Origin of the sequence: Nocardia sp. NPDC005825 (assembly GCF_040630175.1) — a bacterium.
In the GTDB taxonomy this organism is placed as follows: domain Bacteria; phylum Actinomycetota; class Actinomycetes; order Mycobacteriales; family Mycobacteriaceae; genus Nocardia.
Genome location: NZ_JBEXXC010000008.1, coordinates 57,455 through 74,184 on the forward strand (window position 1 = coordinate 57,455; position 16,730 = coordinate 74,184).

The 16,730-nt window shown below is 69.0% G+C and carries 17 protein-coding genes; 6 read left to right on the top strand and 11 right to left on the bottom strand.

The genetic code is table 11. The features are described from left to right. Positions 1 to 49: 49 nt before the first annotated feature. Together ABZ382_RS21780 and ABZ382_RS21785 are read left to right on the top strand one after the other, a co-directional pair. Positions 50 to 556 carry a PH domain-containing protein gene (locus ABZ382_RS21780; protein ID WP_357091480.1) on the top strand — a complete coding sequence of 169 codons (507 nt, stop codon included), beginning with the start codon at positions 50 to 52 and terminating at the stop codon, positions 554 to 556. Then, a complete protein-coding gene (locus tag ABZ382_RS21785; protein ID WP_357091483.1) occupies positions 553 to 2,211 on the top strand; it encodes a PH domain-containing protein in 1,659 nt (552 codons plus the stop codon). The genes ABZ382_RS21780 and ABZ382_RS21785 overlap by 4 nt, the downstream gene beginning before the upstream one ends. 6 nt (positions 2,212 to 2,217) lie before the next feature. Here the strand turns inward: ABZ382_RS21785 and ABZ382_RS21790 are convergent, their stop codons facing one another. From ABZ382_RS21790 to typA, 6 genes are all read right to left on the bottom strand, one after another. Then, the gene (locus tag ABZ382_RS21790; protein WP_357091486.1) at positions 2,218 to 3,522 is read right to left on the bottom strand and encodes an FAD-binding oxidoreductase; all 1,305 of its coding nucleotides are present in this window, start codon (positions 3,520 to 3,522) and stop codon (positions 2,218 to 2,220) included. An 83-nt stretch (positions 3,523 to 3,605) separates the two neighbouring features. Continuing rightward, complete coding sequence (locus tag ABZ382_RS21795) at positions 3,606 to 4,106, bottom strand: hypothetical protein (protein WP_357091488.1); 501 nt, start codon at positions 4,104 to 4,106, stop codon at positions 3,606 to 3,608. Further along, entirely contained in the window at positions 4,103 to 4,261 is a 159-nt protein-coding gene (locus tag ABZ382_RS21800; RefSeq protein ID WP_167333469.1) for a hypothetical protein, read from the bottom strand. Before ABZ382_RS21800 ends, ABZ382_RS21795 begins: the two co-directional genes overlap by 4 nt. 12 nt (positions 4,262 to 4,273) lie before the next feature. Further along, positions 4,274 to 5,158 (bottom strand): N-acetyl-1-D-myo-inositol-2-amino-2-deoxy-alpha-D-glucopyranoside deacetylase, encoded by an 885-nt coding sequence (gene mshB, locus ABZ382_RS21805; protein WP_357092341.1) that lies wholly within the window; start codon positions 5,156 to 5,158, stop codon positions 4,274 to 4,276. A gap of 2 nt (positions 5,159 to 5,160) precedes the next feature. Next, positions 5,161 to 6,894 carry an ABC transporter family substrate-binding protein gene (locus ABZ382_RS21810; protein ID WP_357092344.1) on the bottom strand — a complete coding sequence of 578 codons (1,734 nt, stop codon included), beginning with the start codon at positions 6,892 to 6,894 and terminating at the stop codon, positions 5,161 to 5,163. A gap of 184 nt (positions 6,895 to 7,078) precedes the next feature. Beyond that, entirely contained in the window at positions 7,079 to 8,977 is a 1,899-nt protein-coding gene (gene typA / locus ABZ382_RS21815; RefSeq protein ID WP_357091490.1) for a translational GTPase TypA, read from the bottom strand. 169 nt (positions 8,978 to 9,146) lie between these two features. On the opposite strand from typA, the gene ABZ382_RS21820 reads away from it, so the two are divergent. Both ABZ382_RS21820 and ABZ382_RS21825 read left to right on the top strand, forming a co-directional pair. Next, positions 9,147 to 9,323, top strand: coding sequence for a hypothetical protein (locus tag ABZ382_RS21820; protein ID WP_357091493.1), 177 nt, complete (start codon positions 9,147 to 9,149; stop codon positions 9,321 to 9,323). Positions 9,324 to 9,344: 21 nt separating this feature from the next. Next, complete coding sequence (locus ABZ382_RS21825; RefSeq protein WP_357091496.1) at positions 9,345 to 9,638, top strand: 4a-hydroxytetrahydrobiopterin dehydratase; 294 nt, start codon at positions 9,345 to 9,347, stop codon at positions 9,636 to 9,638. Here ABZ382_RS21825 and ABZ382_RS21830 read toward each other — a convergent pair. Together ABZ382_RS21830 and ABZ382_RS21835 are read right to left on the bottom strand one after the other, a co-directional pair. After that, a complete protein-coding gene (locus ABZ382_RS21830; protein ID WP_357091499.1) occupies positions 9,580 to 10,800 on the bottom strand; it encodes a mannosyltransferase in 1,221 nt (406 codons plus the stop codon). The two genes, ABZ382_RS21825 and ABZ382_RS21830, sit on opposite strands and share 59 nt — an antisense overlap. 145 nt (positions 10,801 to 10,945) lie before the next feature. After that, complete coding sequence (locus tag ABZ382_RS21835; protein ID WP_357091501.1) at positions 10,946 to 12,154, bottom strand: mannosyltransferase; 1,209 nt, start codon at positions 12,152 to 12,154, stop codon at positions 10,946 to 10,948. 270 nt (positions 12,155 to 12,424) lie between these two features. On the opposite strand from ABZ382_RS21835, the gene ABZ382_RS21840 reads away from it, so the two are divergent. Both ABZ382_RS21840 and ABZ382_RS21845 read left to right on the top strand, forming a co-directional pair. Next, positions 12,425 to 13,210: a hypothetical protein gene (locus tag ABZ382_RS21840; RefSeq protein WP_357091504.1), complete on the top strand. Its 786-nt coding sequence runs from the start codon at positions 12,425 to 12,427 to the stop codon at positions 13,208 to 13,210. 107 nt (positions 13,211 to 13,317) lie between these two features. Then, positions 13,318 to 13,683, top strand: a complete 366-nt coding sequence (locus ABZ382_RS21845) for a hypothetical protein (protein WP_357091507.1) — start codon at positions 13,318 to 13,320, stop codon at positions 13,681 to 13,683. Between the two features lie 4 nt (positions 13,684 to 13,687). Here ABZ382_RS21845 and ABZ382_RS21850 read toward each other — a convergent pair whose 3' ends face one another. The 3 genes from ABZ382_RS21850 to ABZ382_RS21860 form a co-directional block, all read right to left on the bottom strand. Then, positions 13,688 to 14,413, bottom strand: coding sequence for a DUF1906 domain-containing protein (locus tag ABZ382_RS21850; protein WP_357091510.1), 726 nt, complete (start codon positions 14,411 to 14,413; stop codon positions 13,688 to 13,690). A gap of 285 nt (positions 14,414 to 14,698) precedes the next feature. Further along, a complete protein-coding gene (locus ABZ382_RS21855; RefSeq protein WP_357091512.1) occupies positions 14,699 to 15,931 on the bottom strand; it encodes a hypothetical protein in 1,233 nt (410 codons plus the stop codon). Between the two features lie 289 nt (positions 15,932 to 16,220). Further along, positions 16,221 to 16,730, bottom strand: coding sequence for a hypothetical protein (locus ABZ382_RS21860; protein ID WP_357091515.1), 510 nt, complete (start codon positions 16,728 to 16,730; stop codon positions 16,221 to 16,223).

The following is a 16,730-nucleotide window of genomic DNA, read 5'->3' on the forward strand; positions in this document are numbered from 1 at the left end:
CGCTCGCAACAACCGCCTCCGCACGCCGATTCATGCAAGCATGGGCACCATGTCCCAGCCCCTCGCTCCCGGCGGCCTGCTGGCCGAGCCGGCCCGGCGGCCCAGCCCCCGAGCCAAACTGCTGTGGGCGCTGAGCGCCGCCCTGTCCTGGGTGGCGCCGGTCCTCGGGGTCGGGATCTGGGCGCTGTTCGACACGCACCGGCGCGGCCTACAGGGAGTGGTGCTCGGAATCGTGCTGCTGGCAGCGGTTTTCAGCATCGTGGTGATTCCGCTGTGGCGGTACGCGGTGCACCGGTGGGAGATCACCGACGAGGCCGTCTACACCCGGACCGGCTGGTTCACCCAGGAGAGCCGGGTCGCGCCGATCACCCGGGTGCAGACGGTCGACACCTATCGCGGGCCGCTCGAGCGACTGCTCGGGCTGGCCACCGTCACCGTCACCACCGCCTCCTCGGCGGGGGCGGTGCACATCAGCGCGCTGGCGCTGGCCGACGCGCGGGACACCGTCACCCAGCTGACCGCGATCGCCGCCCAGCACCGCGGGGACGCCACGTGAGCCTGCCGCCCGACGAGGACGCCTTCTCCGATTCCTATCCGACAGAACAGCTTTCACCGCTGCCCGCGAGCCTCGAACCGGCCGGCGCGGGCTGGCAGCGGCTCGACAAGCGCATGCTGCTGGTGCACCCGGTCACCGAACTCATCCGCTTCATCCCCGTGCTGATCGCCACGCTGGTCGCGGGCGCCCGCGCCGACAGCCCGCTGTGGAGCCTCACCGTGGTCGGCGTGATCGTGGCCTTCGCGCTCACCCGCTGGTTCACCACCACCTACCGGATCACGCCCGACAATGTGGAGCTCCGCACCGGCCTGATCCAGCGCAAACGACTCTCCGTCCCACGCAACCGGGTCCGCTCGGTGGACGTGGAGGCCGACCTGCTGCACCGGGCGCTCGGCCTGGCCGTGCTGTCCATCGGCACCGGGCAGCACGCGGACAAGCGGGAACAGTTCAAGCTGGACTCCCTGGACGCGAAACTGGTGCCGGACCTGCGGACCGCACTGCTGGCGCACACCCGGGCAGGCGCGGAATCGACTGCCCCGCAGTCGATCACCACCGAAGCCGCCGCCCCGGTCGTCGCCGGCGATGCCGTGGAGATCGCGCACTGGCAGGCGGAGTGGGTGCGGTACGCCCCGCTCTCACTGACCGGCTTCGCCATCATCGCCCCGGTCGTGGGTCTGGCCTTCCAGTACGGCTTCGCGCAGATCTTCCTGAAGTCCGGCACCGTTCAGGATGTCGGCCACCGCAGCGCGGGCGTCATCGCGGGCGTCATCGCGCTGCTGATCGTGCTGCTCGTGGTCGTGGTCAGCGTGGCCGCCTGCGCCCGCTACCTGCTGACCTGGTTCGGCCTCCTGGTCCACGACGACGGCAAGACCCTCACCATCCGGCACGGCCTGCTCACCACCCGTCAGACCACCCTCGACCTGGCCCGCCTGCGCGGCGCGACGGTGAACGAGCCGCTGCTGCTGCGCCTGGCCGGGGCCGCCGAGCTCGAGGCCATCATGACCGGCACCAGCCCGCGGCAGAAGATCCTGCCGCAGGCTCCGCGCGCCGCCGTGCACCGGACGCTCGGCCACCTGCTCGGGACCGGCCGGGCCCGCACCGCGGACACGGAATCGCTTGCCAGACAACCGATCTCCGCCGTATCGGCGGTGGGTGCCGTCGACGCCTCGGCGCTCGTGACCGTGCCGCTGCTCCCCCACGGCCCCGCCGCGCGTCGCCGCCGCTACACCCGCGCGTTGGGCCCGCTCGCGGCGGCCGCCGCGGTCCTGCTGGTGATTTCCCTTGCGGGAGGCCAGGTTCCGCTCTGGGTCTGGATCGCGCTCGCCGTATCCGTGCCGCTCGCCGCGGCCCTCGGGTGGGACCGGTACCACGGGCTCGGCCACGCCGTCCTGCCCGCCGCGGACGGCAAGCCCGCCTGGCTCATCACCCGCAGCGGCTGCCTGGACCGCGACCGCGACTGCCTGGAAGCCCCCGGCGTCATCGGCTGGACGGTGCGCCAGACCTTCTTCCAGCGCCGCGCGGGCGTCGCCACGGTGGTGGCGGCGTCGGCGGCGGGCAAGAAGCGGTATCACGTCATCGATCTGCCGCTGGAGCAGGCGTGGGAGCTCATCGAGGCGGTCACGACGGGACAGCTGGGCGTCCCGGCCCGGCCGTGAACCGGCTCAGCCCTGGACCGGGTAGTTGGAGCGAATCACAGTGTGCGGGTCGCGCTCTCGCTTGACGGCCCGCAGGCGGTCCAGGGTCGCCGCGTCGAACGCGGCGGCCGCCGACTCGCCCGGGGACAGGAACGTGAGGGGCTTGCGCCCGGTGACCTGATCACCCAACAGCTCGACCAGGCTGTCCACCTTGGCGTGCACCGCGTCCCGCAGCTGCGGCAGTCCGATGCCCAGCAGATACACCAGGTACCCGTCGGACAGCGCGCCGCGCGCGCCGGCGGCCGGTCCGGCGAACGCGCCGCCGAGGCCGCGCACCTGGATATTGGCCAGTGGCGCAACGGATTCGCCGAGCAGGACCTTCTCCGCCTCCGCCGTCAGTTCGGGCAGCAGTTCGGTGCGGCCGATGGCCGGGCTGGGATCGGTCGGCTCGGAGGTGATGGTCCCGATCTCCGCGACCGTCATGGGCGCCCGCGAATCGGAGACCGCGCCGCCGATCCGGTCCAGCGCCGACACCAGGTCCCGGCCGGTGCCGGCGTCACCGAGGTAGGCGACATCGAGGGCAACCATCTCCGGCGACTGCGGGAACTGGAAACGCTGGAACCACACCGACAGCTCGTCCGGCGCGTGCGAAGTCAAGGCCCGGAAGGTCTCCCACACCTCGGGCAGCCGCTCGGCGGGCCACATCACCCGGCCGCCGTACAGTTCGGGCACGGGGAACAGCTCGAATTCGAGCCCGGTCACCACCGCGAAATCGCCGCCGCCGCCGGACAGCGCCCAGAACAGGTCCGGATCGCTGTCGGCGGTCACCCGGGCGGGGCGGCCTTCGGCGTCCACGATCTCGAAGGCGCGCACCGCGTTCGACGCCCACCCGTACTTGCGACCGAACCAGCCCGCGCCGCCGCCCAGCGTGTAGCCGGTCACCCCGACCACCGGATTGCTGCCGGCCAGGCCGGTGAGCCCGTGCTCGGCCGCGGCCGCCTGCACCCGGCCCCACTGCACGCCCGCGCCGACCCGCGCCACCCGGGCCGCCGGATCGATCTCCAGGCGATCCAGCGCGCCTGTGCGCAGCAGGATGGCGGTCTCGACGCCGCCCGCCGCGCCGTGCCCGGTCGGCTGGGTCACCACCGGACGGCCCGCGGCGCGCGCGTACGTCACCACGGCGGCCACGTCCTCGGCGTCGGCGGCCTCGGCGACCGCCGCCACCGGCTGCGTCACCGCCAGGCTCCACGGCCGCGCGACCTGATCGAAGTCGGCGTCACCGGCCTCCAGCACGCGGCCCCGAACGGTGTTGCGCAGTTCGTCGAATCCCATCGTCTTCCCCTCGTCTCTCTCGCGAACGCGATTCCGCAAGAAGGACGAGACGGGACGACGAAGTGTGACAGCGCCCCGGAGACTCAGGCTCCGGCCGACGCCAGACGCGCGGTGGCGCGGTAATAGAGGTACATGCCCGCGGGCAGCAGACCGCAGATCAGCAGCAGCATGGTGGGCCAGTCGCCCATGAGCAGCGCGTAACCGCTCGGGCTGAAACCCGCGCAGATCAGGAAGCCCAACGCCCACACCAGGATCGGCAACGCCATCACGCCGATCCGATCGGTCGCCACCCCCATGCCCATCACCAGCAGCACATTGACGACCGCCGCGGCCAGCGCCGCGATCGGCACCGGAATCGCACCCGAGGTCATGCTCGACGCCAGCGAGTCCGCGGCGGCCAGCACCGGCATGGGCTCCGGAATCGCGGCCTTTCCCGCGTAGAGAGGCAGGAACAGCACTTCGAGGCCGAGGGTGATCACGGCGTCGATCAGCAGCAGCCCGGCGATCACCGCGTTCAGCACGACGCGGCCCGGGCGCGGGCCCGCCACCGCGTCACCCGGGCGGGCTCCGACGGCGGCCGTCACGGCACCGGCGGGAAACCGAGCAGCGTCAGCAGGTGACTCTGCATGTCCACGAAGCCGTACAGCACCGACAGGTACAGCTCGTGCTGCCACTCGAAGTAGGGCCGCTGGCTCTCGACGAACGCCGCGATGGCGTTCTGGAGGTCCCAGTTGTACATAGCCTCAGTCTCTCATTCCAGCCCGCCGAAGAGATCATGTTCCCGACCGTCGGGGCCGAGTGGGCCGCGCTCACCCCGCACCAGAATGTAATGCTCCTCCGGCAGCACCGGCTGGGCGACATCGTTCGAGAGCGCGAACTCCCGGCCCGAAGAAGCCACCGTCACCTGGGTGGCGTGCGCCCGCAGCGCCGCCCGCTTCGCCGTCAGCACATCGGACACGTCCACCGCGGTGGTCACCGATTCCGCAGGGACACAAGCCAATTCGCCCTCGTGCGGCAGCCGCCAGCCGCGCGGCAGCGCACCCGGCAGCTGATCCACGGTGCGGCGCTTCAACGCCTCGGTGTGCATGGCCAGCACCGCGGCGTCGGTGACCGTCCAATAGACCTTCGGGACCGTCCAGCCCCAGTCCGAGGCCGTGTGCACGGCCGCCATGGTGATCTCGTGCGCGCGAATGTGATCGGGATGCCCGTACCCGCCGCGCGGGTCGTAGCCGATCACCACCCGCGGGCGCAGCTCCAGCAGCACCCGCACCAGCGCGTCGGTGGCGGCGGTCCCGGAATTCACGAAGGCCCGCGGATTGCGCGCTGACGGCGTTCCGGCCATTCCGGAGTCCCGCCAGCGGCCCACACCGCCCAGGAAATGCGGCGCACCCGCGTCCAACGCGTCCAGGGCCCTGGTCAATTCGGCGATCCGGTAGCCGCCCAGCTGATCGGCCGACCCGGCCACCAGCTGCGCGTACTCCTCGCCGATGACCTCGCCCTCCTCGCCGAGCGTGCAGGTCACCACGGTGACCGGGACGCCGCGACGGCGGTAGTGGGCGATGGTGCCGCCGGTGGTGATGGATTCGTCGTCGGGGTGCGCGTGCACCAGCAGCAGGCCGTGGCGCGCGGAATCGATGGTCACGGCAGCCTCCGCCAATTGGCGGCATCCGCGAAGATGCCGGTCTGGATGGCGCCGCTCAGCGAGGCCCCGTCCACGCGCGGGCCCGCCGCGGCCACCTGGGTGTCCTGCACGATCGGCAGCACGGTCGACATCTCCCACAGCCGGGGCTCGGCCTCGGCGATCACCTTGCCGGGATCCAGGCCGCGCAGGGCGGCGTCGATCGCGGGCTGCAGCGCAGCATCACAGACCCCGGACAGATTCGACGGCGACTTCTTCGCGCCGTCCGCGACCGTGGTGTCGCCGTTGTCGCCCGGCGGGGCCACCGGCGCGCACCCGTACCGGGAGGCCAGCACGGTGGCCGGATCCTGGCCGGTGCGCTCCCAGCCGACCACCGCGTCGATCCCGGCGTCGGTCAGTTCCTTGCCGTACAGCGTCGCCGCGGTGACGCTGCGGACGATGACATCGATTCCGGCACTGCGCAATTGGTCGGCCGCGGTATTCGCCACCGCGAGCGACGTGGTGTCGCCGTCCACCGCACCGACCCGCACCGTCAACGACTTGCCGTTCTTGGCCAGCGGACGCGGCTGCGGCGCGGGCGAGGTCGCCGACGGCACCGCGGGCGTCTCCGCGGCCCGCGCGAACCCGGCCTCCGCGAGCAACGCGAACGCCTCCTCCACCGGCAGCCGCGGCGGCTGCGTGGCCGCGTAGCCGGGATCCGACGGCGAGAGCACCTGCGCCCGAACCGGTTCCACCCAACTGCCGGTCTGCGCGCCGACCGTGGCCAGCAGCACCGGATCCAGCAGCGCCAGCACCGCGCGCCGCACCCGAACGTCGGCGAGATCCCCGCTGCGCCCGTTGAGCACCAGCGACATCTCCCGCGACTGCGCCATCACGGCCGTGCGCACCGAGGGGATCGCCGCGAGCTGCGCCTGCAACGCCACCCCGCCGTGCACCAGCGCCATCTGCGCGTCCCCGACCCGCAGCGACTCGGCCACCTGCGCGGGAGTTCCGCCGCGCCGCAACAGGATCTGATCCGGCACCGCGGGCTGACCCCAGTACCGGTCATTGCGTTCCAGCAGGATCTCCTCGCGACCGCGATCGGCCTGCTTGATCCGGAACTGGCCGCCCGAGATCCGGATGGTGTCGACCAGGCCCTGCTCGAAACCGCTGTCCTTCACCAGATGCTGCGGCAGCAGATCCGTGAACAGCTGCCGCCAGGCCGGATACGGCTGTGTCATCGTGACGTTCACGGTCTTGCCGCCCGCCGCGGAACTGACATCGGAGATCAGCCGATACCCCGCCGGATCCACCGTGCCCGGCTGCGTGATCATCTGCTGCCACAGGTATTTGAAGTCCTCGGCCGCGATCGGCGCACCATCGGACCAGGACGCCTCGTTCTTGATCTGGTAGCTGATCGTGAACGGCTCCTGCGAGGTCACGTCCGCCGACACCATGAGCGCCGGATTCAGAATCCAGTCGGTCGCACCCGGCACCCCCGGCGTCGGCGCGGCCTTGAACGGGCTCGGCAACACCATGGACGCCACCGCCGCCGTCGCGGGCGACTGCTGCGACCGCAGATGCGGATTGAACCCGATCCCGATGTCGTCCACCGCGACCACGACCGAATTCTTGCCGGGCTTCGCGGGCTGCGTCTTGGGAGAGTCCGTGGACTCGATGGGCGGCGGCGGATTCGCGGTGCAGCCGGTCGCGACCGCCAGCAGGGTCGCCACCGAGACCAGCACCGCGCGCATCGATGCGCGCTTCCGCGCCCCCGTTCTCACGTTCGGCACTTTACTGGATCCCCTTCACAGCGCCCGGCTACCGTCGCCAGCACCCGGCGACGTCCGCGATACAGGACCGCCCACCCGGATCGAGCCGGGTGGGCGGATTGAGGTTTCAGGGGTTTGCCCCTGAGAGTCCCGAGAGTTGGGTTTCCTACTGGGCGGCGGCCCGGTCACGCGCCTTGCGACGCGAGATCTCACGCTGCCGGTCGGTGGCGCTCAGGGTGACCTTGCGCACGCGCACGATCTCCGGCGTCACCTCGACGCACTCGTCGTCGGTGCAGAACTCCATCGCACCCTCGAGGTCCAGCTGCAGCGGCTTGGCCAGCGTCTCGAACACGTCGGCCGTGGCGGACCGCATATTGGTCAGCTTCTTCTCGCGGGTGACGTTGACGTCGAGATCCTCCGAGCGCGGGTTGATGCCGACCACGTGGCCCTCGTAGGTGTCCGCGCCCGGCTCCACGAAGAACTGACCGCGGTCGGCCAGCTGGATCATGGCGAACGGGGTGACCGAGCCGTTGCGGTCGGAGACCAGCGAACCGGTGTGGCGGGCGCGGATCTCGCCGGCCCACGGCGCGTAGCCGTCGAAGACCGCGTTCGCGATACCGGTGCCGCGGGTCTCGGTGAGGAAGTCGGTGCGGAAACCGATCAGGCCGCGCGACGGCACGATGAATTCCATGCGCACCCACCCGGCGGAGTGGTTGCTCATCTGGACCATCTTGCCCTTGCGGGCGGCCAGCAGCTGGGTGACGGCACCCAGGTACTCGTCGGGGCAGTCGATGGTCAGCTCTTCGAACGGCTCGTGGGTCTTGCCGTCGACGACCTTGGTGACCACCTGCGGCTTGCCGACGGTGAGCTCGAAGCCCTCGCGGCGCATCTGCTCGACCAGGATGGCGAGCGCGAGCTCACCACGGCCCTGGACCTCCCAGGCGTCCGGGCGGCCGATGTCGAGCACGCGCAGCGACACGTTGCCGACCAGTTCCTGGTCCAGGCGCGACTTCACCATGCGGGCGGTCAGCTTGTGGCCCGACACCCGGCCGACCAGCGGCGAGGTGTTGGTGCCGATGGTGACCGAGATCGCGGGCTCGTCGACGGTGATCTTCGGCAGCGCGACCGGGTTCTCGACGTCGGCGAGAGTGTCGCCGATCATGATGTCCGGGATGCCCGCGATGGCGACGATGTCACCGGCCACGCCCTCTTCGCCCGGCTGACGGTCGACGCCGACGGTCTTGAGCAGCTCGGTGATCTTGACGGTCTTGACGCCGTCACCGTGCATCCAGGCCACGTTCTGGCCCTTCTTCAGGGTGCCGTTGTAGATGCGCACCAGGCCGATTCGGCCCAGGAACGGGGAGGCGTCGAGGTTGGTGACGTGGGCCTGCAGCGGCTTGGTCGCGTCGCCCTTCGGGGCCGGCACGTACTTCATGAGGACCTCGAACAGCTCGTCGAGGTTCTCCGCGTCCGGCACCTGGCCGTTCTCGGGGCGGCTGGTGGAGGCGACGCCCGCGCGGCCGGAGGCGTAGAGCACCGGCAGGTCGAGGGCCAGCTCGGCGGCTTCCGAGGCCTCGTCGTCGAGGTCGGAGGCCAGGTCCAGCAGCAGGTCGTGGGATTCCTCGACGACCTCTTCGATACGGGCGTCCGGGCGGTCGGTCTTGTTGACCACCAGGATCACGGGCAGCGAGGCAGCGAGGGCCTTGCGCAGCACGAAGCGGGTCTGCGGCAGCGGACCCTCGGACGCGTCGACGAGCAGCACGACGCCGTCCACCATCGACAGGCCGCGCTCGACCTCACCACCGAAGTCGGCGTGGCCGGGGGTGTCGATGACATTGATGACGGTGACCGATCCGTCGGCATTATGCCGGTGAACAGCGGTGTTCTTGGCGAGAATGGTGATGCCCTTCTCGCGCTCGAGGTCACCGGAGTCCATCACCCGGTCGACGAGTTCGGCGCGTTCGGCGAACGCACCGGATTGCCGGAGCATGGCGTCGACCAGTGTTGTCTTGCCGTGGTCGACGTGCGCCACGATGGCGACGTTGCGGAACTCGACAGACGACACGTTTGATTCCTCCTGGTGAAAAGTCTGTAGCCGACCCGGATGGGTTCTCATGCGTGGGGCTGCCTACGACGAGACATGGCGAACTCCACCGGGCATGCGGCGAGCTACACATTACCGGGCGACGTGGGTCACCTGTTCAACGGCCAGAGGTTAGGTTAAGCTAACCAACATGGGCAAGGTCAAGGCAAAGGACGTCTCGCGTCTCAAGCCGAAGAAGAAATGCTGCCGCAAGAAAACGCGGTGCATGAAATGCCCTGTGGTCATCATGAAGATGAAGAAGGCAGAGGCCGCGGGCTGCTGCGGCAAGGAACTCAAGAAGTGCCTCAAAGCCGCACGCGCCGCCTGAAATCGGAGTAGACCAGGACTTATGAGTCCTGTGTTGCTCTCCGACGACGAGATCGCCAAGGCACTGACCGACCTGCCCGAATGGACCCGCCAGGGCGACAGCATCAGCCGCACCATCCAGGCCGACTCGTTCCTGGCCGGAATCGAACTGGTCCGCCGGGTGGCGGCCGCGGCCGAGGCCGCCGACCACCATCCCGACATCGACATCCGCTGGCGGCGGGTCACCTTCACGCTCTCGACCCACTCCGCCGGCGGCCTCACGCCACTGGATATGGCTCTCGCACGGGAGATCGATCGACTGCGGGAGCAGGGCTGAGCCGCTTCACCGCGATCATCCAGCCGAACAGCACCAGCACCCCGGCCGCATTGGCCGTACCCGCCCAGGCCAGGTACCAGGGCCGGGAGATCTCCCACATGTTCGTCTGCAGCGTGCCCAGCAGCCACGGGATGCCGACGATCGTGTTGAACAGCCAGAACGCGCGCATCAGGCCCGCGCCCGGAGCGTCGCGCAGCGGGCCGAAGCGCAGCCACAGCACCAGCGGGACCAGGCAGATCCAGTGGTGCGACCAGGAGATCGGCGCGGCCATCATGCCGAACAGCTGCACGATCAGCAGCGTGCCCAGCCGATCGTCGGAACGCAGTGCGCGCCAAGCGAAGAAGGCCAGCACCGCCGTGGCCAGCACTGCCGTCTTCCACAGCAGCCCGCCGCCGATATCGTGCCCGGCCAGGCGGCTGAGCGCGCCGCGCAGCGACTGGTTGACCACCGAGCCGACCGGTCCGATGCGGTGCGGGTCGCCGACCAGCTCACCGAAGTACTTCTTGGTCTCGTTGGGCGTGAGCAGGTAGGTCAGCCCGATGGTCCCGACGAACGCGCCCACCGAGGCGGCGATCGCGAGCCACTGCTTGCGGGCCACGAAGTACAGCCCGGTCACCGCCGGGGTCAGCTTGATGCCCGCGCCCAGACCGACCCACGCGCCCGCCAGCCACCACCGGGTGCTGCGCGCCGCGGCCATCGCCATGAACACCAGGAACACGTTGACCTGGCCGTAGTCGAGGGTGGACCGCACCGGTTCCAGCCACATGCCGCCCGCGGTCCACGCCACCGCGGAGGTGCGCCAGCGCTGTTCCTGCATGGCCTCCGGGCCAAGGATCATCTCGAGGGCGATCCAGATGATGCCGAACAGCGCCCCGACGGTGGCCAGCAACCAGCCCACGGCGACCACGTCGAAGGGCAGGAAATGCAATGGATACAACAGCAGCGCCGCGAACGGCGGATACGTGAACGGTAGCGGAAATTGTGGCGACCGAGAGGAATCGGTCCATTCGTAGAGGTTCCCGCCGAAGAGATTCGCGGCGCCTTCGACATAGACGTGCAGGTCCACGAGGATCAGGTTGCTGGGCCAGAACAGCGCCCAGGCCACACGAGCCAGCACCGAGATGCCGAGGGCGACGGCAGCCAGGTGGAAACGTCGATTCACAGACGGACTTTCGGGTCGGATTGGTCACCGACCGGAGTTCACGGCTGGCGATCTCGCCTGACGGCGCGCGGATAAGCGTAGCCGTAGTAACGAATATCTCGCGCACCCAAGAAACGTGGGCACCGGGACTCGCCTATTGCGAATTTCACACCGCGACTTTCACTTCAGCGTCCGTCCGGCTACGACTCGCGAGGCGACCGGCCCAGATGATCCAGGCGAACAGCGCCAGCACGCCGATCACATCCACCGCGCCGAGCCAGGACAGGATGCCCGGCCGCGAGATGGTCCAGATCGAATCCTGGAAGAACCCGAGCACCCACGGCACGCCGATCAAGGTCACCACGAGCCAGTACCCCGCGAGCACCCGCGCCCCGGGCGCGTCGCGCAGCGGACCGTAGATCAGCCACAGGATCACCGGCACCAGCCAGATCCAATGGTGCGACCACGAGATCGGCGACACCATCAACCCGAACAGCTGCACGATGATCAGCGTGCCCAGCCGATCGTCGGAACGCAGTGCGCGCCAAGCGAAGAACGCCAGTACCGCGGTCACCAGCACCGCGGCGATCCACACCGGACCCGACACCACGTCGTGGCCGAGCAGGCGGCTGAGCGCACCCCGCAGCGACTGATTGGTCGACGAACCCACCGGGCCGATCCGCTTGGCGTCGCCGAGCAGCTCCCGGAAGTACTTGTTGGTCTCCCCCGGCGTCAGCAGGTAGGTCAGGCCGATGGTGCCGAAGAAGACCACCGCCGACCACGCCGCGGTGAACCAGCGCTTGCGGGCCGCGAAGTACAGCCCGGTGACCGCGGGGGTCAGCTTGATGCCCGCCGCGACGCCGACCAGTGTGCCCGACACCCACCACCGCGAGCTGCGCACCGCGAGCATGGCCAGCAGCACCAGGAACACATTGACCTGGCCGTAGTCGAAAGTCGTACGCACCGGCTCGAGCCACATCCCGACCGCCGTCCACGCGACAGCGGCTGTGCGCCAACGCTGTTCGCGCATGGCCTCGGAACCCAGGATCATCTCCAGCGCGAACCACACCACGCCGAACAGCGCCGCCACCGTCGCCAGCAGCCACCCGATGGCGACCACGCCGAAGGGCAGGAAATGCAAGGGGTAGAACACCAGCGCCGCGAACGGCGGATAGGTGAAGGGCAGTGGAAAGTCGGGCGTCTTACTGGCATCGGTGTACTCGTACAGATGCCCGCTACCCAGATTCGCCGAGCCGTCGACGTAGACATGAAGGTCCACGAAGTTCATGCCATTGGGCAACAGGAGCACCCACAGCAGGCGGGCCAGCACCGAAATACCCAGTGCCGCGGCGGCCATGTGGAAGTGTCGTTTCACGCGGCACGTCTTTCAGCTCAGGCGGTCTACGGCCGCGGCCAGCCTAGTCGTACCCCGAATTGCGCCGCGCATCGGACACTGTGCGTAACATTTGCATCACTGGCCCCATCAGTAACACGCATTCTGGTCGCTCGTTCGATAGCGTCAGCTGATCAAGTTCGCCAAGATCACACGCTGGCTGTACAACACGGCAGCCCGGTCCCTAGAGTGGCGCGGAGCGATGGGGCTCCATCGCCGCTAGTTGTACCCGAGGTAAGGACGGCTACACCAGTGCTTCGCACCCGAGGAACGCGGTTCACAGTCTCCGCGCTGGCCCTGGCGGCCTGCGCCACCGTCGCCGTGCCGACTGCGGCAGAGGCGAAGCCCGCGCCCGCGCCCCTGAGCGCGGTGTCGATTCCGATGATCCCCGAAGGGGTTCCGGTCGACGCCCTGGCCTCGCTGATCCCCGCCATCGTGGGCGCGGCCGCCGGGCCCGCCGATATCGCCGATGCCGGCCCCAAGAACACCATCCTCGCCCAGGCCAAGCAGCTGCTGGAGAACAGCAACCTGCCGCCGCAGGTGAAGACCACGCTGCTCGCGGTCATCAAGTTCCTCGACGGCAGTGGCGGTGGCGGCCCGGACATTCCGGAGGACGGTCCGGTCATCTCGCAGTTCCTGTGGCCGACCATCGGCAAGGGCTGCATCTCCTCGTCCGCCGACTCGGTGGGCACCGCGCTGGCCGTCGCCGGTCCCGCGCAGCTGCCCCCGCCGGGCCCCGCGCAGGGCCAGGCCGGTTTCGTGTTCACCGCGCTGGGCACCAAGCGGCCCACCGACCCGCAGCCCACCCCGATGACGGTGCAGTGGCTGAACCTGGACACCCGCGCCACCGGCACCATGAACCTGACCGACGACGCCAAGATCAACCCGGACGGCCCGGCCACCCTGTCGGCCATCGCCAACACCGGCGCCGGTCGCGTGGTCGCCATCGTCTCGGGTTCGCTGACCACCCAGTCCGACCCGGAGGCGCAGCCGATCACCTGCTCCTTCCTGCCGACCATCGGCTTCTTCACGGTCTAGTCTCGGCGCACGCCGAGAATTCGCCCCCGTCCCTCCCGAGCGAAAGCCCGGGAGCGGCGGGGGCGAAATCGTTTGCAGGAGCGGATTCCTGTGGTAGACCGCTAAGTATGGCCGCTGTTTCCAACCCCCTACGGGGACTGCATTCGCGCCGATCGATCCTCTCGATTCGCTCGGAGGGATCGATCCTGTCGATCGGCTCGGCCTATTCGATCCTGTCCATCGGCAGCGTGGGCTCGGTGCTGTCGATCGGGTCGGTGGGCTCGTTCGGCTCTCTCATCTCCTCGGCCTCCTTCGGCAGCCTGGGATCCGCCTTCTCCGGCCTGTCCCGCTTCTCGCTGTTCTCCTGGAACGGCAATGGGCAGACCTTCGCCAATGGCGACGGCGAGGAACACAACGATCCCCATCTGATGCTCCGGGTCGTCGCGGAGGAGCCCGATCTGGCGCAGGACCCCACCTGCCACTGCCAGACCTAGGCGACTACCACCACTGGCCGTACTGGGGAGCCAGCACGGAGTTCACGTCCACGGAGATGCCGCCCACCTCGCGCTTGTCGATCTCGAACTGGTGCAGGGTGGCGGCAGGGTGGACGTAGCCCTTCGGGGTGCCCCAATTGTGCTGCCAGAAGAACGAACCCAGCCCGACGTCGCGAATGTTGTCGATGGTCGGCGAGTTGGCGTACACGCCGGTGCGCCCGTGCCCGATGACGGTTTCCCACCCGCGCAGGTAGGGCTCGATCATCGACTCGAACTCCTCGTCGCTGGGGTTGTCGTCGATGGAGGCATAGATCGGCGCGCTGTCCGGTCCGCCCGCGGCCTTGTGCAGCACCAATCCCCGTGCGGCGTGCTTCAATCCGGCCGGGTAGCCGCCGCGCCAGTCGGCGGTCGGGCCCTTGCCGAACTGGTAGCAGGACACCACCGACAGGCCGGCGGCACGCAACGCGTCGACCTCGCGGGCGAGCAGCGGCTTGCCTTCCATCCATTCCGCGCCGGGCCGCCGGTCGGAGACGTAGCGGATGACGCCCATATGGCCGTCGTCGCTGATGGATTGGGCCGCGGGGACGCCGCCCGCGTAGTCGAGCAGGGTGCCGAGGGATTCCTTGGCGGCGGCGGTGGCGGGTGGGAGGGCCATTCCAGCGGTGATCCCGGCGGCCAGGGCCGTCGCCCCGGAGAGGAAATTCCGTCGGTTGACAGGGGCAGAACTCATCACGGCTCCTTCGCGCACTGGTCGAACATTCCGATCGAGTGCTGGAGGAGTCTGGCTCTGGACCTATGCGGTCCACCTGCGGCGTACCCGGCGCACCTTCCCCGATGACAACAAGATCATCCGCGCGCCGGGAGCCCCTGAACGTGCCCTCATTTCACCATATTCACATTGGAATCGCCAGACTCATCGAGCACATCGGCACCATATGTCACATCAATGGAAAATCAGGCAACGACCGGCCGACAGCGAACAAATAGCTATGAATTCTCGTGGCTGCCGAGACCGTCAGACGCGGGTCTTGTTCAGCTGCGCGCCCACGTCGATGGTCCGGCGCGAGACATCCGCGACCTCGCTCCGCACGACCGTCGCCACCTGCGCGGCGATCTGCTTGCGCATACCCGCGAGCTTGCCCAGAGCGGCGGCCCGCCAGCCCTCGGCGGTCATCTCCAGATCGATGTCGCGGGCCCGGGGCGGGGCGGCGTCGATGACGATCAGCAACGGTTCGGCGGCGCGCGCGGTGAGGGCCACGGGCACGTTCACCTCGGCCCGGTAGCGATTGGTCTTCAGCACGTCCACGCTGATGTCCAGGCTCACGGGAATGGTGAGGTCGAAGCGCACCAGCGCGGGATCGTGGACTTCGGCGGCAGCGGCTTCGGCGGCCTGCGCGGCCGCGGCGGATTCGGCTGCGGCCCTGGGCAATTCGGCGATCCGCGGCGCGGTCGGGGCCGTCGGGATGACCGTTGCGGCGGCGGCCACCTTGGGTAGTCGCACGCTGCCCTGCACCCAGACCTCGGCCTTGTTGCCGGGGCCGGTGCGCAGCGGCCCGACCTCGATGGGTTTACCGGCCATCGACTCCACCACCTGCCGGACCCGGTCCGCGGTGACGATCAGGTCGAAGAACCGGTGCCCGAACTCGTCGTAGCCGATCCACTCGTGGGTGGGGCGGCCCTTGTAGGGCGAGCGGGTGCCGTCCAGGATGGCCTGCACGTCGAAGGTGCGGCCGCGCTGGGAGTCCGGGTCGGCCAGGATCGTGTTGATCCGGTTGGCGACCTCGCGCTGGACCAGCTGCGCGATCGGGTTGAGCAGGACTTCCCAGGCGGTGCCGATGGCCTGCGCGCGCATGACGAAGCTCACGTCGCGGCCGGTGACCGGGGGGATGTCGATGACGATGAGCAGCGGATCCGCGGTGCGCGCGTGCATGGTGAGGTCGATCTCCACGACCGCCTCCAGCCGCAGCCGCTGCCCGCCGAGGGTGACGTCGACCCGCAGGGTGACCGGGAGCATGACGTCGAAGTGCACGTGGGGGGCGCGCCGGATGATGGTGGGCTTGCCGATACTGCCCTTGGCCACGAAGCGGGCCAGTCCCGCGGGCCCGATTCCGAAGGGCCCGATGGTGATGCCCCGACCGGCCACACTGGAGACCGCGGATTCGATCCGGGATTCCGTCACCGCCGCCGCCACGAAACGTTCGCCGAATTCGGCGTAATCGATCCAGGTCGGTGCGTCGGGCAACGTCATCCAGCTCTTTCGTCGGGCGGGGACCCCTGTCCTGCCGATGAGGGGGCAGCAGGACAGGGATCAATCGGCGACGCTGCCGGGCGCCGCCGAAACCATCGTAGGCGGAAGATGCGCTCGGTTGTACACCCCGCCCCGCGTGTTTCCAGAATGTGGAATCAGCGTGTTCCCAATCGCCCGAAACCGACCAGCCCCGTTGTGCCGGATGGGCGGAATTCGTGGATGGCGACGCCACCGGATTCTCCGGCTTCATTGCCACCCACCGTGGTGATCGTATCCGAATCCACCGCGATCACAATATTTGTGTGCTGATGGAACACACTGGAATCGGTGTACAGGACAACGTCTCCGACACTCGGTAGAAAACCTGCGTTCGCCTCCTCGAAACGGTGCTGCCCCGGTAGTACTCCTCCAACGTGTATACGCCCGGTATGCGCCATGATCCGGAATTCGGATTGTGCAAAGGTTGCCCGGCGGCACGCATCACCCAGCTCACGAAGTCGGCGCACCACGGTTCGGCAATACCCTCGGAGTATTTGTCGCGCCCGCTCTGTTCCTCGAATTGTTGACGCAGCACATCCACGACGCGGTTCTGCGCGGCGGTCAAACCGGTCGAATCGATCGCCGGAAAATCGTGTACGAGGCCGCCGGCCAGGTTTCGCGGACCGGTGAACGGATTCGTCCCGGGGTGTCCGTGCTGCCACCAGCGCACCCCGGCCACTCCCCCGGCCGCGAGGCCGCCGACCACCGCCAGCACCAGGACGGCCACCAGCGTCCGGCGGCCGCGCACCCACTTCGTCAT

Bases quoted from the DNA above. Each gene is read 5' to 3' on its own strand.
- ABZ382_RS21780 (WP_357091480.1), top strand. From the start codon at position 50: ATGTCCCAGCCCCTCGCTCCCGGCGGCCTGCTGGCCGAGCCGGCCCGG.
- ABZ382_RS21790 (WP_357091486.1), bottom strand. From the start codon at position 3,522: ATGGGATTCGACGAACTGCGCAACACCGTTCGGGGCCGCGTGCTGGAG.
- ABZ382_RS21800 (WP_167333469.1), bottom strand. From the start codon at position 4,261: ATGTACAACTGGGACCTCCAGAACGCCATCGCGGCGTTCGTCGAGAGC.
- ABZ382_RS21810 (WP_357092344.1), bottom strand. From the start codon at position 6,894: ATGCGCGCGGTGCTGGTCTCGGTGGCGACCCTGCTGGCGGTCGCGACC.
- ABZ382_RS21820 (WP_357091493.1), top strand. From the start codon at position 9,147: ATGGGCAAGGTCAAGGCAAAGGACGTCTCGCGTCTCAAGCCGAAGAAG.
- ABZ382_RS21825 (WP_357091496.1), top strand. From the start codon at position 9,345: ATGAGTCCTGTGTTGCTCTCCGACGACGAGATCGCCAAGGCACTGACC.
- ABZ382_RS21845 (WP_357091507.1), top strand. From the start codon at position 13,318: ATGGCCGCTGTTTCCAACCCCCTACGGGGACTGCATTCGCGCCGATCG.
- ABZ382_RS21850 (WP_357091510.1), bottom strand. From the start codon at position 14,413: ATGAGTTCTGCCCCTGTCAACCGACGGAATTTCCTCTCCGGGGCGACG.
- ABZ382_RS21855 (WP_357091512.1), bottom strand. From the start codon at position 15,931: ATGACGTTGCCCGACGCACCGACCTGGATCGATTACGCCGAATTCGGC.
- ABZ382_RS21860 (WP_357091515.1), bottom strand. From the start codon at position 16,730: ATGACGAAGTGGGTGCGCGGCCGCCGGACGCTGGTGGCCGTCCTGGTG.